This window comes from Aestuariimicrobium ganziense, from assembly GCF_015352975.1.
GTDB classification, from domain to species: domain Bacteria; phylum Actinomycetota; class Actinomycetes; order Propionibacteriales; family Propionibacteriaceae; genus Aestuariimicrobium; species Aestuariimicrobium ganziense.
Window position 1 is genome coordinate 31073 of the sequence record NZ_JACYIZ010000008.1, and the last position, 14253, is coordinate 45325.

Sequence of the window (14253 nt, forward strand, 5' to 3'; positions counted from 1 at the left end):
ACCACCAGACGCACCGGCACCAGCCGGGGCGTCGGTCATTTCCGAGTGGGTGAGCTCACTTGTCGAGGTCGCCGGTGGTCCAGGCCAAAGAGGCCACCACCACGTCGACCCACTCCCGGGGCGTTCCGAGCAGCGCATGCTGCAACGCCTGGGCGTTGGCGAAGGTCGGGGTGCGCAGCGCCAACCGCCACGGCACCCGGTCGCCCCGGCTGACCAGGTGAAATCCGGCCACACCCCACGGGGCCTCGATCGACAACCGGGCCTCGGCATCGGGCAATCTGATGATCTTGGCCAGCTTGACCGACACCGGTCCGTCCACCTCGTCGAGCACGACGCGGCACTGTCGCGCCAGCGAGGCCGACTGGTGCACCTCGTGGACGAGCATCCGCAGCCGCGAGACCGCATCGCCGGTCAGGTCGTCCGGGGTGGCGACGTCGAAGTCGAGTTCGGGGTAGTGCAGGTAGCCCGGACGACGCCTCAGGTCCCACGGCAGCCCCAGGGCTCGCGCCGCAGGCCCGCTCACGCCGAGTGCCTCGGCCTGTTCGGTGGTGAGCACGCCCACGCCCCGAGCATCGGTGAACGGATCGGCCAGCAGTGCATGGTCGATCTCGCCGGCGACCTGTTCGGCCTGGTCGAACCAGACGACCAAGGCGTCCAGCCAGGCCGGGGTGGCGTCCTCGCTGAGACCGCCCAGCCGGTTGAGCATCGGGTGCAGTCGATTGCCCGACAGTTCCAGCATCAGCACCCGGGCGCGCTCGCGCACGGTGCGCAGCCAGGCGGCCAGCGCGTCGTCCCCGCTGAGAGCGCCGACGAAACTCAGGAACCCCAGGTGAGAGATCGCCCGTGCCATCTCGGCCAGAAGGGTGCGCAGCACCACCGCGCGTGGGGGAGGCTGCAGCCCCCACAGGTGCTCGCAGACCAGTGCCGCGCCGAGTTCTCCACTGAACGGGGCCTGCCAGTCATGCCGGTCGGCCAGCATCAGCACCTGACGGTAGTCGCGCACCTCGAACAGCTTCTCGGCGCCCCGGTGCAGGTAGCCGGGCTGCAGTTGCGCCGCGGTGACCAAACCGGCGTCGTCCACGTCGAGCCACAGGTCGACCAGACCCGCCCGGGTGGGGTGCTGGGGGCCCAGGTCGAGCCGCTCGTCACCGGCCAGGGCGCCGATCTGCAGGTGGGTGCGCACGGTCAGGAGTCTGTCACCTTCAGCCGCCAGCACACGAAACGAAGCGGCCCTGTCGTCCTCGCGAAATGTGAGGTCGGCTGCAGACAACCAGATTTTCTCGGATGTGTGCAGATTGCCGATCGTGACGACGTGCGGTTGACGAAAGTGAGTCAATGGCTACTCTTGGCCATGGCGACAATGCGCACAGTGATGTCGCCGCACCTTTTCGTGACCGAATTGCTCCAGAAGGAGAACCCATGGCCAAGCGCACCCAGATCGTGCTCGTCGACGACATCGACGGGTCGAGCGCGACCCAGAGCATCCGTTTCTCGCTCGAGGGAACCTCGTACGAGATCGACCTGAACGACGCCAATGCGGCCGATCTGCGCACTGACTTCTCCAAGTGGGTCGGCCATGCCACCAAGGTGAGCGGCTCGTCGGGTGCCACCAAGCGCACCTCGCGGCGCAACAACACCTCTGCGGTGCGCGAGTGGGCCAATGCCAATGGCTTCAAGGTCAGCTCGCGTGGTCGCGTGCCGGCCGAGGTCAAGGAGGCCTACGACCGCGCCCACTGAGCGCGTTCGGCAAACTCCATCCTGGACGACCATCCACCCGGTGAGGGTGGGTGGTCGTCGGGCTTTGCGCCAACGGCGAAAGGACGGAAGCGCCAGCTGTCACCCGGGGTTACTAGACTTGGGTCAATCCATGACCGCCAGTCGTGGAGCTGATGCGGGATTGACCCGACGGGAGCTCGTCCACCATGAGGGCGAGGCTCCGAGAGGAGACACATGTTCGAGCGGTTCACCGACCGGGCCCGACGCGTCGTCGTGCTCGCGCAGGACGAAGCCAAGATGCTCAACCACAACTACATCGGCACCGAGCACATCCTGTTGGGCCTGATCCACGAGGGTGAAGGCGTCGCCGCGCGTGCGTTGGAGTCGATGGGCATCTCGCTTGAGGCCGTGCGTGAGCAGGTCGAAGACATGATCGGCCCCGGCCAGACCACCCCGACCGCCCACATTCCATTCACGCCGCGCGCCAAGAAGGTGCTCGAGCTGTCGCTGCGCGAAGCGCTGCAGATGAACCACTCCTACATCGGCACCGAGCACATCCTGCTCGGCCTGATGCGTGAGGGTGAGGGCGTCGCGGCGCAGGTGCTGATCAAGCTCGGCGCCGACCTCAACCGGGTGCGCACCACCGTGCTGCAGCTGCTCAGCGGCTACCAGGGCAAGGGCGAGCAGCCCTCGACCGCTGGAGCGCCCGAGGCGCCCTCGCCGTCGTCCGGCACGATCCTCGACCAGTTCGGACGCAACCTCACCCAGGCCGCGCGCGAGAACAAGCTCGACCCGGTGATCGGGCGCGAGAAGGAGATCGAGCGCGTGATGACGGTGCTGAGCCGTCGCACCAAGAACAACCCGGTGCTGATCGGTGAGCCCGGAGTCGGCAAGTCGGCCTGCGTCGAGGGCCTGGCCCAGCAGATCGTCCGGGGTGACGTGCCCGAGACCCTGCGCGACAAGCAGATCTACACCCTCGACCTGGGTGCGCTGGTGGCCGGGAGCCGTTACCGCGGTGACTTCGAGGAGCGCCTGAAGAAGGTGCTCAAGGAGATCAAGACCCGCGGCGACATCATGCTGTTCATCGACGAGATCCACACCTTGGTCGGTGCGGGTGCCGCCGAGGGCGCGATCGACGCCGCCAGCATCCTCAAGCCGATGCTGGCCCGCGGTGAGCTGCAGACCATCGGTGCGACCACCCTCGACGAGTACCGCAAGAACATCGAGAAGGACGCTGCGCTCGAGCGCCGCTTCCAGCCGATCCAGGTGGCCGAGCCCTCGATCGGGCTGACCATCGAGATCCTCAAGGGTCTGCGTGATCGTTACGAGGCGCACCACCGGATCACCATCACCGACGAGGCGCTGTCGGCTGCCGCCAACATGGCCGACCGCTACATCCAGGACCGCTTCCTGCCCGACAAGGCGATCGACCTGATCGACGAGGCCGGTGCCAGGCTGCGGATCAAGCGGATGACCGCCCCGCCCGACCTGCGCGAGTTCGACGAGAAGATCGCCGGCGTCCGGTTGGAGAAGGAGGCCGCGATCGACGCGCAGGACTTCGAGAAGGCCGCGGCCCTGCGCGACGACGAGAAGAAGTTGCTGCGTGCTCGTGACGAGCGTGAGACCGAGTGGAAGTCGGGCGACGATTCCGTGCCGGCCGTGGTCGGTGAGGAGGAGATCGCCGAGGTGCTCTCGAGCGCGACCGGCATCCCGGTGTTCAAGCTCACCGAGGAGGAGTCGGCCCGCCTGCTCAAGATGGAGGAGGAGCTGGGCAAGCGCTACATCGGCCAGCACGATGCGGTGAAGGCGCTGTCGCGCTCGATCCGTCGTACCCGTGCCGGGCTGAAGGACCCCAAGCGTCCCAGCGGTTCGTTCATCTTCGCCGGGCCCTCGGGTGTGGGCAAGACCGAGCTGACCAAGGCGCTGACCGAGTTCCTGTTCGGTGACGAGGATGCGCTGATCACCCTCGACATGAGCGAGTACTCCGAGAAGCACACCGCGTCGCGGATGTTTGGTTCCCCGCCCGGATATGTCGGTTACGAAGAGGGCGGCCAGCTCACCGAGAAGGTGCGTCGCAAGCCCTTCAGCGTGGTGTTGTTCGACGAGATCGAGAAGGCGCATCCCGACATCTTCAATTCGCTGTTGCAGATTCTGGACGAGGGTCGCCTCACCGATGCACAGGGTCGCGTGGTCGACTTCAAGAACACCGTCATCGTGATGACCACCAACTTGGGTACGCGCGACATCTCCAAGTCGGTCAACTTGGGCTTCTCGCAGGCCGGTGACGTTGCTGGCAGCTACGAGAAGATGAAGGCCAAGGTGTCGGACGAGCTCAAGCAGCACTTCCGCCCCGAGTTCCTCAACCGCGTGGACGAGATCGTGGTCTTCCACCAGCTCAGCCAGGAGGACATCGAGCACATCGTCGACCTGATGGTGGCCCAGATCGAGGAGCGCCTCAAGGACAAGGACATGGGCATCGAGCTCACCCCGGCCGCCAAGACCCTGGTCGCCAAGCGTGGCTTCGACCCGGTGCTGGGCGCTCGTCCGCTGCGCCGTGCGCTGCAGCGCGACATCGAGGACATCCTGGCCGAGAAGATCCTGTTCGGGGATCTCAAGGCCGGCGAGGTCGTCGTCGTCGACGTGGCTCCCAAGGGGGACGAGTTGCCGTTCAGCTTCACCGGCAGCCCGAAGTCCGAGGTGCCCGACACGCCTGAACTGGCGATGGAGGGCAGCTGACCTGACGTTGGGTTGAGGAGCGAGCAATCGTCCTCATCCACGTCGGTCGAGTAGCGCGAAGCGCGTGTCGAGACCACCGAGCGGCGCTCACCTTGGGGTGGGCGCCGCTTGGCGTCCCGGGGGCGTGGTGGTGATCGAGTCGCGTTCACGTGTCTCTTGGTTGATCGAGCAGGTCGTGAGGAACGAGCGACCGTGTCGAGATCGCCTGATGCAGTCGTGCCACCAGCCCAGCCCGATTTGTGGCGCGAAACACGCTGCTGACAACGCATTTCACGCCACTGATCGGAGCGGGTTCGTGCGGCCTGGCGCTCGTGGGGCGATTGGTGGCGACAAATCACTCAGTGACAGCCGATTTCACGCCACAAACCGGTGGGGCCCGAGCCCCCATTTGGCGGATCACTCCGCGACTACCCGGAGTGATCCGCCGATCGAGTGCGGTGGCGTCCCCACCGTGGCGAGAACTCGTCCGAGGTCACTGCGCACCCCGCCAGAAATCGTGGACCAGGCTGCCTAGGCTGAAGCCATGCCCACCACGACGCATCGTCCTGTCATTGCCATCATCGGAGCCGGCGGCTTCGTGTTCCCGTTCCGGCTGTTCGGCGACATCATCAGCTTCCCGGCGCTGCAGAACGCCGAGATCAGGCTGATGGACATCGATGAGGGTCGCCTGGCCAGGGTGGTCGATGCGTCCAGGGCGCTGGTCGAGCACCACCAACTGCCGACCCACGTGGTCAGCACCACCGACCGGCGTGAGGCGCTGCGCGACGCCGACGTGGTGATCATCACCTTCCAGGTGGGCGGGGTCGAGGCCTACCGCCACGACGTCGAGATCCCGCGTCGCTACGGCATTGACCAGTGTGTCGGTGACACCCTCGGCCCTGGCGGGGTGTTCCGCTTCCTGCGCTCGGTGGTCGCCTACCAGCAGATTGCTGCCGATGCGCGCGAGCTGTGCCCGAACGCGCAGTTCATCAACTACGCCAACCCGATGGCGATGGCCACCAGCTACCTCAACGCGCTGGGGCTGCGCACCGTCGGCTTGTGCCACAGCGTGCAGGGCACCACCCGCATGCTCGCCCGCAGCATCGACGTGCCCTACGACGAGGTCGCCTTCCGCAGCGCCGGCATCAACCACCAAGCCTGGATCCTCGAGTTCCGCCGCGGCGACGAAGACCTCTACCCGCGCCTGCGCGAGGTGATGGGTGAGCGTCACCAGGTCGGACGATCCGCCGCCCAGTTGCGTGAGGACCAGGGCGACCACTCCGGCGAGATGGACGCCCACTCCACCTATGAGGGTGGCAACGAGCAGGTGCGCACCTCACTGATGCAGGCGTTCGGCTACTTCGAGACCGAGTCGAGCCACCACGCCTCGGAGTACGTGCCCTACTTCCGCAAGAACTCCGACATGGTGCTCGACCACATTCCGCAGCGCTGGGACTACTACGAGATCTGCGCCGACCACGACGTCACCGGCGACCTCACCGACCAGCTCGAGATGCTCAAGGCCGAGCTAGCACCGTCGGTGGAGTACGGGGCTCTGATCGTGAACTCCATGGTCACGGGCACCCCGAGCGTGGTCTACGGCAATGTGCCCAACGACGGACTGATCAGCAACCTGCCCGATGACGCCTGCGTCGAGTTGGCCTGCCTGGTCGACCGCAACGGCGTGCAGCCGGTCAAGCTGGGTGACCTGCCGCCACAGTTGGCCGCGCTCAACCGGACGAACGTCAACGTGCAGACCCTGGCCGTGCAGGCCGCACTCACCGGCAACCGTGAGCACGTCTTCCACGCGGTGGCGCTTGATCCGCTGACGTCTGCGCTGTGCACGCTGCCGCAGATCCGCCAGATGACCGAGGAGCTGTTCGAAGCCCACCGGGACTGGCTGCAGCCCGAGCTCGCGGCCGACTGATCAGACGAGCGCTGCGGTGATGTCGGTCTGGGGGAAGTCGTCGCCCTTGAACAGCAGCGGCTCGCCGCGATCCTTGGCCACGGCATAGGCCAAGGCGTCGCCGAAGTTCAGCCCGGCCGGATGTCGTCCCTTGCCGAAGCGCGCATGCGCGACAGCGGCAGTGGTGGACATCACCTCGTCGAAGGCCACCACGTCACAGATGAGGTCGGCCAACAGGGCGTGCAGGTCGCGCACGGCCTCGTCGCCGGCTCGATGGAGTAGTACCAGCTGCGCCTCGAGCAACGTGGGCGCGCCAATGCAGAGGGTCTCGGACCTGATCATCGCGTCGAGGTGGCGTTCGGCATCGGGTTCGCCGAGCAGAACTGCCACCAAGGAGGAGCTGTCGAGGACGGTCATGTCGGGAGGCCGAACTCGTCGTAGCCCAGGACCTCGTCCTCGGGGCGGGTGTCGAGTAGCGGACGCGCCCTGGCGCGATCGATGTAGGACTGGAGGGAACGTCCAGCCGTGTGGCGTCGTTGCTGCGCCCGGAGCCGATGCAACCGTTCCTCCATCGACCGGCGGACGGCCACCGTGATGGACTCCCCGGTCAGCGACGCGAGCTCACGCGCCACGCGGTCGGTCGCCTCGTCCTTGATGTTCAGCGCCATGGAGGAAGACTACCGGGCAGATTTCTTCCTCACGGGCTCACCACAGGTAGAAGAAGATCGGCAGACGGTCGGGGTAGCGGGCGTGGACGATCGACAGGAACACCACGACGTCGAACAGCAGGTGCACGCACAGCACGTACAGCAGCGATCGGGTCTTGGCGAACAGGTAGGCCTGCAGCATCGCGAACGGGGTGGTCAGCAGCGGACCCCACTCCTTGTAGCCGAGCTCGTAGAGGAACGACACGAAGATCACCGCGGTGAGCACGTTCGAGATCCAGAACGGGAAGTGCCGGCGGAACAGGACGAAGACCGTGCAGATGAAGAAGAACTCGTCCCAGGATCCGACGAAGTTGACCCCAGCGAAGAAGCGGGCCACCTCGGTCCAGTCGGCCAGCAGCGGCCAGTTGAGGTAGGCGCCGGAGCGGACGAAGTAGGTGGGCAGCAGCAGCCAGCCGATGGCCGGTACCGCGATCAGGTAGGCCCACATCCACCTGGTCCACGGTTCGCCCGAGAGCCACTGGAACCGGATGGTGTGGTCGCCGTAGCCGAACCGGTTGAGCAGGTAGGGCACAGCGACCGCCATGGTGAGCACGGTGCCCATCAGGATCACGTTGAGCCAACTGACGTCGGCGCGCACGCTGATCGTCGACACGATGACCAGGCCGACACAGATCAACAGCAGGTCGCGCAACAGTTCACGGTCGAGCCAGGTGCACAGCCCGATGCCGACCGCCATGGTCAGGAACCCGATCGGACGCCACTCCAGCGCGAACAGGAAGAACGCAGAGAGCGAGACCAAGGCGGCAGGGATCAGGGCAGGCGTCCACCCGGTCAGCCTGGTGGTGGCAGGAGCGTGGTGGTGGTCAACGACGGTCACCCCGCCAGCCTAGGAGACGCGGCCAGTCGGCAGGCCGGTCGGAGAGCGCCCCTCACCCCAGTGACGCCACCATCATCCTCGCGAGCCAGCGTTCGAACTGCTCGGCAGTCCACCTGCAGCGCCGGATCAGCCGGTCGCCGACCTCGGGGGCGGTGAGCGTCAACAAGATGTCGATCGCCTCGTCCAGGCTGATGCCGTCGGGCAGGCCGTGGCGTTCGGCCATCGCGGTGGCCATGCGGGTCACTCCGGTGCGGCGCTCGGTCTCAATGGTGTCGACCAGGTCGCTGGGCAGGGGGTCGGCTGCGGCGCCGATGTGCAGCAGTTGTGCGAGCAGGGGGCCGACACCTTCGTGGATGCGGCGTCTGAGGGCTGCGTAGGCGGTGAGCATGGACGACCGGTTGCAGGCCTGGGACATCGCGACAAACTGCGGGCGTGCGCCCACCGGGACGGGCTCGTCGCCACCGGCGAGCAGGTGGTCGTAGACGGCCTTGACCACGGCTGCCTTGCCGCCGATGGAGTTGTAGACGGTCTGGGGGCTGACCTCGGCGGTTCTGGCCAGCGAGGTGATGGTCACGGTGGGGTAGCCGCCGGCCAGCAGGATGTCGCGGGCGGTCAGGACGATGCGCAGGCGCGTCTCGCGAGCGCGTTCGGCGCGGGCGGCGTTGTCATAGGTGCTGGCCATTGGTTTCCCAACCCCTTGGGTGAATCATCATTCCACTGGAATAGCGATCCACTCAATAGAGGGTCAATCATGGCAACGCAGCGATGCCAGCCGCCATGGCCGTGCTGGAGGCGCTCAACTCCGGGGACCGCAACCGACTGGACGAGTGCGTGACTGCGGACTTCGTCGACCACGGGCGCCGTTCCCCGCGTCGCCGGGACCCGACGGCTACCGCCAGGCGCTGACCTTCGTCACCCAGGTGCTGAAGGGTGCAGTACTCGGTCGAGGAGTTGATCGAGACCGGCGACAGGATCGTGATCCGCGCGACGGTCAGGGGGGCGGGTGTCGTCGCGCAGGTGCACGGGGATGCCGCGGCGGGTAAGCCGTACGTGATGGCGACGATCCACGTGTACCGAACCGAGGGGGAGCGGTTGGCCGAGCACTGGGGGGTGCGGGACGAGGCCGGGGTGATGCGGCAGCTGGGGATGCTGTCGGGATGTTGACCCTGCGGGAACCTCAGCTGACGTCAACGCTCGCCACGAGATAGTGATCTGTTGGCATTGAGCGGTCGAGGCGGTAGGTGATCGCGATCGGCTTCTCGCCGCTATGACTCGAGTAGCGAGCCGTCCCGAGGCAGAGGTAGGGAGCCCCTTTGCCGAAGGCGTCGGTGCCAGTGGCTCGACTGAACAGTACGACGCCACTTCCAACAGTGGCCTGGTTGACGTACCGCTGACCGGTGGGCGAAGCCACCGTCGTCCTCGACTGGCTTTCCCAGTGGAAGATGTCGGGGCTGATGGCGTAGTCGCGGTACATCGTCGTAGGCGAGAAGCGGTCCTCATCCTTGTGCAGGGTGATGAGGAAAGCGTCAGCGTTCCAGTGCTCTGACCAGAGCACGCCTTCGCGGAAGTTCGCCGATGGGTTATTCAGATTGGCATAGTCCAAAGCAGCCACGATCTCGTCGCGGGAGTAATGGGCGTGTGAGCGCAGTGGCCCGAAAGCCAGCGGGCCATCGAGACGTCGCGCTTCGTGTGTCACTCTCTCCCAAGCAACGCGCAGCACCTCCAGAGCCTCGTTCCGGAAGTTGATCTCAGGTCGAAGGCTGGCTAATGCCTCAGTGAATGAGGCGAAGGGCATCGACGGCCAGATGGAGAACGCGAGCATCCTCGCGTACGTGCGCTCCGGAGGCGCCATCGCGTCGTAATCGAGCGCGCCGCCCAGGATGGCCTGGTACGCCTGCGAGCGATCAGGGTCATCAACGTGGACGAATCCCGCCACCCGCTTGAGCAGGTCGGACTCCTTTGGTCCCGGCGCCGGGATCGGCCGACCTGCCTGTCGCTGGAGATCGGTCCAGCCGCGTTTGCCGGTCTTCGAAACCACGTGAGAGAGGTCGATCTGCTGCTCCTCCAGGAAGGCCGCGAGAGTTTCCGTGCTGCTCGCGCGGAGGGCGCTGGCCATCGTCGACCAGCGAGAGCTGACCTGAGCCTTGAGGTTGCGCAGGATAAGGTCGGTTGACTGGCGATCGAGCAGAATCTGGCACCCAGACGGCAGGGTTGGGAATCCGGACTCAACATCCGACTTCAGTCGCCCTCTCGGTACACCCGTCATTGCGGTAAATCGCTGGTCATAGCGGAACTCCGCGCGCTGGTTACCGACAAAGTCGAGCACGGTAAGCACGGCCTTGTCGCGAGCCCTTCGAAGACCACGGCCAAGCTGCTGCAGAAAGATGGTTGAGCTCTCGGTTGGTCGCAGGAAGAGGACCGTATCGACGTCGGGGAGGTCCACGCCTTCGTTGTAGAGGTCGGCGGAGAAGATTATGTTGACTCGACGGTTGGTCAGATCAGAAATAGCTTGATGCCGTTCGCGTGCGTTACGCGTACCAGTCATCGAGCGAGCTGCGATGCCGGCCTCGTTGAACACGCGAGCCATGTACTCCGCGTGAGCAACCCCGACGCAGAAGCCGAGGGCTCTCATCTGGAGTGGATCGCTGATCTTCTCGTTCAGTTGCTTGAGGACGACCCGGGCGCGGGCGTCGTTGCCTGTGTAGAGGTTCTCGAGCGCTGCCTCGTCGTATCGGCCGCGACGCCAGGTGACGCCTGTGAGGTCCGTGCCATCGCTAATACCGAAGTAGTGGAAAGGGCTCAGCAGCTCAGCCTCGAGGGCATCCCACAGGCGCAGCTCGGCGGCTGTCCTGTGCTCGAAGAAGGATCGGACGTCGAACCCGTCAGTGCGCTCGGGCGTGGCGGTGAGTCCCAGCAACTCGGTGGGTTGTAGGTGAGTCAGTAGAGCACGGTAACTGGCTGCGGCGGCATGGTGGAACTCGTCGACCACGACCACTTCGAAAGCATCGGGGGCGAATTGGTGGATCGACGAGCTATTCAGGCTCTGGATAGACGCGAAGACATGCTGCCACCCATCGGGCTTCTGGCCACCTACGTAGAGCTCCCCAAACGAGGCATCGCCGAGTACCTCTCGGTAAGTCCGCAGCGCCTGCTCCAGGATCTCCTTTCGATGGGCTACGAAGAGGAGCGACGGCAGCCTCCCAGCCTGGCGAGCGAGTCGTTGGTAGTCCAGCGCCGCGATCACGGTCTTGCCAGTCCCGGTGGCCGCAACCAGTAGGTTCCGGTGGCGACCATGGACGTCACGCTCGACCTGCAGTTGTTCCAGCATCTGTTGCTGATGCGGATACGGCCTGACTTCCAGGCCGGACAGCGAGATCGTGACCCGGTCTCGTTGTTGACCGCCCGCTTCGGCAATCGCCTGGTCGAACCGGTCAGCGTCGGTGTCAGGGTTGTAGGTCTCGAAAGCTTCGTTGTTCCAGTACGACTCGAATGTTGCCTCGAACTTTCGAAGGACCGACGGCGAAGCTGCCTCCGTCAGTCGTACGTTCCACTCCACACCATCGAGCAGAGCGACGCTGGTGAGGTTCGAGCTCCCGACGTAGGCAGTGTGGTAACCGGTATCGCGCTCGAACATCCAGGCCTTGGCGTGAAGTCGGGTGCGTTCAATCTCGTAGTGGACCTTGACCTCGGCACCAAAGTCGCGGACGAGGCGATCCAAGGCTCGTCGGTCGGTGGAACCCAGATAGGTACTCGTGATCACTCGAAACGGCGTGGACCGCTTGGCGAGTGCGGTGAGGGCAGGTTCAATCGTTCGCAGGCCGTACCACTTGATGAATGCGCAAATGAGTCGGACGGAGTTGGCGCTGGCGAGTTCCCCGCGGATTTGGTGGCCCACCGATGGCTCGTTGGGGCTGTTCGTGAGGAGGGCGAGTTCACCCACGGGAAGCACTGGTTCGTGGGCGAAAGCACTCTCATCGACTCGGAGTGAGAGCAAGCGCTGCAGACCATCGGACTTCTTCCCGGCGGGCGGAGACCAGGCAAGCTCTGGGGCATCAAGGAGCGCGAGGATCCTGTTGGTGAGGTCTACGGCGGGCTTGTCCTTCAGGGTCCGCAAGTGTTCGGCGAGCCGCCGCTGAACATGGAGTGCAAGGGCGTCCGGAGCTTCCGCGGGAGCCACCTTCGCCAGGTGCGGTTGGAGCAGGCTCGCACGAAGGGCGACCTCGACCTTGCTGGTGACGAGTTCGTCGTAGAGGCCCTCGGGGGTGGCGTCCTCTCTCACGCTCCACAGCTTGCCAGAGGGGAGTGACAAGCAAGCGTGGTTAGGAGCGACAGGCAGAGCGAGAGACTTCGCAGACTCACGGGCACAATGGACCCGTGAGCAGCGAGCAAAGCCCCCAGGTCGTCCTCCCCAACCAGTTGACCATCACCAAGGACAACCTCACCGAGGCGATCCGTGGTGGCCAGCCCCTGCCGTTCTGGCTGCTGGCGATCATGATCGCTCTGGCCATCGTCCCGATCGGCATGCTGATCAACGGGGTCAGCCTGCGCACCATCGCCACGATCGCGCTGCCGCTGGTGGTCGCCGGGATCCTGCCGTTCGCGATCCTGCTTCGCCGGATGGGCTCACGGTCCCGATCCCTGGCCAAGCGTGCCTTCCCGGTCGGCGCGACCGTGACCTCGAAGGAAGAGAAGGAAGCCTTCGAACTGCACACCCCGGCGGGAACCATCGAGTTCCCCTGGGAGGACACCAAGGCCGACACTCTCAACCACGTCGTGCTGCTGCGTCGCGAGGACGGTTTGCGGCTGGCAGTGCCCAAGGCGCTCGTCCCGCCCCACTCGGCCAGACGGTTCGGACGCGGGTTCGCCGCCCAGCTCAGCCGCTACGCCGACCGCGAGAACGAGCGCGCCCGCGAGCAGGAGTAGTCAGCGCCAAGGCGGCCCACCTCAGAGCGTCTGCTCCAACTGCCCCAGGGTGAACTCCCAGCCCTGCCGGTAGTTCTCTGCGTTCGACTCGTCGTCCCACGCCCCGGTGTGACGAACCCGCAGGATCGTCGCGCCGCTCGGATCATCGTCGGCCGGCACGAAGTCGATCTCGACCGCCTCGTCGGCGCTGCCACCGTCGACGTCGCTCCACACCCAGGTGAAGGCGAGCCGGCGGGGTTCGTCCACCGTCAAGTAGTCACCCTCGAGCAAGACACCCTGCGACGGGGCTTCGATCCGGTAGCTGCCACCCTCACGCACATCAGCCTGCACGGTGACATCGCTCCAGTGGCTCCACCACCAACCGTGCAGCCCCTCGGCGCTGGCGAACCGTTGCCACACCTGCTCGACCGGTGCCGGCATCCGCCGCTCGAGCACCATTCGTCGGTCGGCCATCGACCGCCAGCGTGAGGCTGCGGCCCGCTCGACCTCGGCGTCCTCGGCCCCCTCGGGACGACCGGTCAGCGCACGCTCGAGCGACCCCAGGATCTGCTCCCAACCGCCGCCATAGCCGGCAGTGTGGTCGGGTTCGCGCAGTTCGTGGTGCAACCGCAGTTGGCTCGACGACTCGTCCAGCGCCACGAAGTGCGCCGTGATCGTGCTGTCGGCCTCGCCCTGCCACGACCAGCTCACCTGCAGCCGGTCGGGCTCGCACACCAGCACGCGTCCCTCGGCGACGTCATCGGCGTCATCGCTCAGGTGGGCGCGGTAGCTGTCGCCCACCTTGCTGGGCCATCCTTCGACGCGGCCGAACCAGCGCTCCAGCCGCTCGGGCTGGGTGCAGGCCACCCGCAGCTCGTCCACCGGGAACTGGTAGCTGCGTCGGAAGACCAACTCGGGGTGCTCGGGGGTGCCCACCAGGGCTCGGGTCAGCTCACTCATGCGTGCTTCCAGCCTTTCGGTCAGATGTCGGGCGGTCATGGGGCGCAGCCTGTCGGGCTGCGCGGGCGAGTTCGGCGCCCAGGGCGTCCAGCCGCTGCGACCACAGCGCGCTGTATCGCTCGACCCAGGTCTGCACGTCGTCCAGCGCACCCGGTTCGAGGCTGTAGATGCGGTGCGATCCGCGTGCCTCGACCCGGACGACCTCCCCCTCGCGCAGCAACCGCAGTTGGTTACTCACGGCGGGCTGTCCGATGCCGAACGTCGGCATCACCACCGCGCCGATCTCACCGGCGCTTCGCTCACCCTCACAGAGCAGTTCGACGATGCGGCGCCGGACCGGGTCGGCCAGGACGGCGAATGAATTCATGCAGAGATGATATCAGTAGTGACTGATATCAAGTCAAGACCTGGGCGATCTCAGAACTCGGACGGGTGCTGGTCGTCACCCATCGACCGCACGCATACTGGTCCCCAGTCGAACCAGACATCCGAGACAGGGAACCCGCCAT

13 protein-coding genes are annotated in these 14253 nt (G+C 65.7%); 5 read left to right on the forward strand and 8 right to left on the reverse strand.

The window, feature by feature from the left end; translation table 11 throughout:
* Window positions 1-55: 55 nt before the first annotated feature.
* Window positions 56-1183 (reverse strand): NADH-quinone oxidoreductase subunit D-related protein, encoded by a 1128-nt coding sequence (locus IE660_RS15950; protein WP_203568940.1) that lies wholly within the window; start codon window positions 1181-1183, stop codon window positions 56-58.
* 236 nt (window positions 1184-1419) lie between these two features.
* Between IE660_RS15950 and IE660_RS13710 the strand changes: the two genes are divergently transcribed.
* The 3 genes from IE660_RS13710 to melA all read left to right on the forward strand — a co-directional run bounded on the left by IE660_RS13710 (window position 1420) and on the right by melA (window position 6358).
* Entirely contained in the window at window positions 1420-1737 is a 318-nt protein-coding gene (locus IE660_RS13710; protein ID WP_203568941.1) for a histone-like nucleoid-structuring protein Lsr2, read from the forward strand.
* Window positions 1738-1950: 213 nt separating this feature from the next.
* A complete protein-coding gene (locus IE660_RS13715; protein WP_203568942.1) occupies window positions 1951-4452 on the forward strand; it encodes an ATP-dependent Clp protease ATP-binding subunit in 2502 nt (833 codons plus the stop codon).
* Window positions 4453-4975: 523 nt separating this feature from the next.
* Entirely contained in the window at window positions 4976-6358 is a 1383-nt protein-coding gene (gene melA / locus IE660_RS13720; RefSeq protein ID WP_203568943.1) for an alpha-galactosidase, read from the forward strand.
* On the opposite strand, the gene IE660_RS13725 is transcribed toward melA, so the two are convergent.
* Genes IE660_RS13725 through IE660_RS13740 form a run of 4 tightly spaced genes read right to left on the reverse strand, consistent with a single transcriptional unit; the run spans window position 6359 to window position 8564 of the window.
* Complete coding sequence (locus IE660_RS13725; RefSeq protein ID WP_203568944.1) at window positions 6359-6754, reverse strand: type II toxin-antitoxin system VapC family toxin; 396 nt, start codon at window positions 6752-6754, stop codon at window positions 6359-6361.
* Window positions 6751-7005 carry a type II toxin-antitoxin system VapB family antitoxin gene (locus IE660_RS13730; RefSeq protein WP_203568945.1) on the reverse strand — a complete coding sequence of 85 codons (255 nt, stop codon included), beginning with the start codon at window positions 7003-7005 and terminating at the stop codon, window positions 6751-6753. Before IE660_RS13730 ends, IE660_RS13725 begins: the two co-directional genes overlap by 4 nt.
* Window positions 7006-7042: 37 nt before the next feature.
* Window positions 7043-7882: a CPBP family glutamic-type intramembrane protease gene (locus IE660_RS13735; RefSeq protein WP_203568946.1), complete on the reverse strand. Its 840-nt coding sequence runs from the start codon at window positions 7880-7882 to the stop codon at window positions 7043-7045.
* Window positions 7883-7934: 52 nt separating this feature from the next.
* Window positions 7935-8564, reverse strand: coding sequence for a TetR/AcrR family transcriptional regulator (locus IE660_RS13740; protein ID WP_203568947.1), 630 nt, complete (start codon window positions 8562-8564; stop codon window positions 7935-7937).
* Window positions 8565-8812: 248 nt separating this feature from the next.
* On the opposite strand from IE660_RS13740, the gene IE660_RS13745 reads away from it, so the two are divergent.
* Window positions 8813-9046: an ester cyclase gene (locus IE660_RS13745; RefSeq protein WP_203568948.1), complete on the forward strand. Its 234-nt coding sequence runs from the start codon at window positions 8813-8815 to the stop codon at window positions 9044-9046.
* 13 nt (window positions 9047-9059) lie between these two features.
* On the opposite strand, the gene IE660_RS13750 is transcribed toward IE660_RS13745, so the two are convergent.
* The gene (locus tag IE660_RS13750; RefSeq protein WP_203568949.1) at window positions 9060-12161 is read right to left on the reverse strand and encodes a DUF3427 domain-containing protein; all 3102 of its coding nucleotides are present in this window, start codon (window positions 12159-12161) and stop codon (window positions 9060-9062) included.
* Between the two features lie 95 nt (window positions 12162-12256).
* Here IE660_RS13750 and IE660_RS13755 point away from each other — a divergent pair, with 95 nt between their 5' ends.
* Window positions 12257-12805, forward strand: coding sequence for a hypothetical protein (locus IE660_RS13755; RefSeq protein ID WP_203568950.1), 549 nt, complete (start codon window positions 12257-12259; stop codon window positions 12803-12805).
* 21 nt (window positions 12806-12826) lie between these two features.
* On the opposite strand, the gene IE660_RS13760 is transcribed toward IE660_RS13755, so the two are convergent.
* Window positions 12827-13744: an SRPBCC family protein gene (locus IE660_RS13760; protein WP_203568951.1), complete on the reverse strand. Its 918-nt coding sequence runs from the start codon at window positions 13742-13744 to the stop codon at window positions 12827-12829.
* The gene (locus IE660_RS13765; RefSeq protein ID WP_203568952.1) at window positions 13737-14111 is read right to left on the reverse strand and encodes an ArsR/SmtB family transcription factor; all 375 of its coding nucleotides are present in this window, start codon (window positions 14109-14111) and stop codon (window positions 13737-13739) included. The genes IE660_RS13760 and IE660_RS13765 overlap by 8 nt, the downstream gene beginning before the upstream one ends.
* Window positions 14112-14253 lie beyond the last annotated feature (142 nt).

Bases quoted from the DNA above. Each gene is read 5' to 3' on its own strand.
- IE660_RS13715 (WP_203568942.1), top strand. From the start codon at position 1,951: ATGTTCGAGCGGTTCACCGACCGGGCCCGACGCGTCGTCGTGCTCGCG.
- IE660_RS13760 (WP_203568951.1), bottom strand. From the start codon at position 13,744: ATGAGTGAGCTGACCCGAGCCCTGGTGGGCACCCCCGAGCACCCCGAG.
- IE660_RS13710 (WP_203568941.1), top strand. From the start codon at position 1,420: ATGGCCAAGCGCACCCAGATCGTGCTCGTCGACGACATCGACGGGTCG.
- IE660_RS13765 (WP_203568952.1), bottom strand. From the start codon at position 14,111: ATGAATTCATTCGCCGTCCTGGCCGACCCGGTCCGGCGCCGCATCGTC.
- IE660_RS13730 (WP_203568945.1), bottom strand. From the start codon at position 7,005: ATGGCGCTGAACATCAAGGACGAGGCGACCGACCGCGTGGCGCGTGAG.
- IE660_RS13725 (WP_203568944.1), bottom strand. From the start codon at position 6,754: ATGACCGTCCTCGACAGCTCCTCCTTGGTGGCAGTTCTGCTCGGCGAA.
- melA (WP_203568943.1), top strand. From the start codon at position 4,976: ATGCCCACCACGACGCATCGTCCTGTCATTGCCATCATCGGAGCCGGC.
- IE660_RS13740 (WP_203568947.1), bottom strand. From the start codon at position 8,564: ATGGCCAGCACCTATGACAACGCCGCCCGCGCCGAACGCGCTCGCGAG.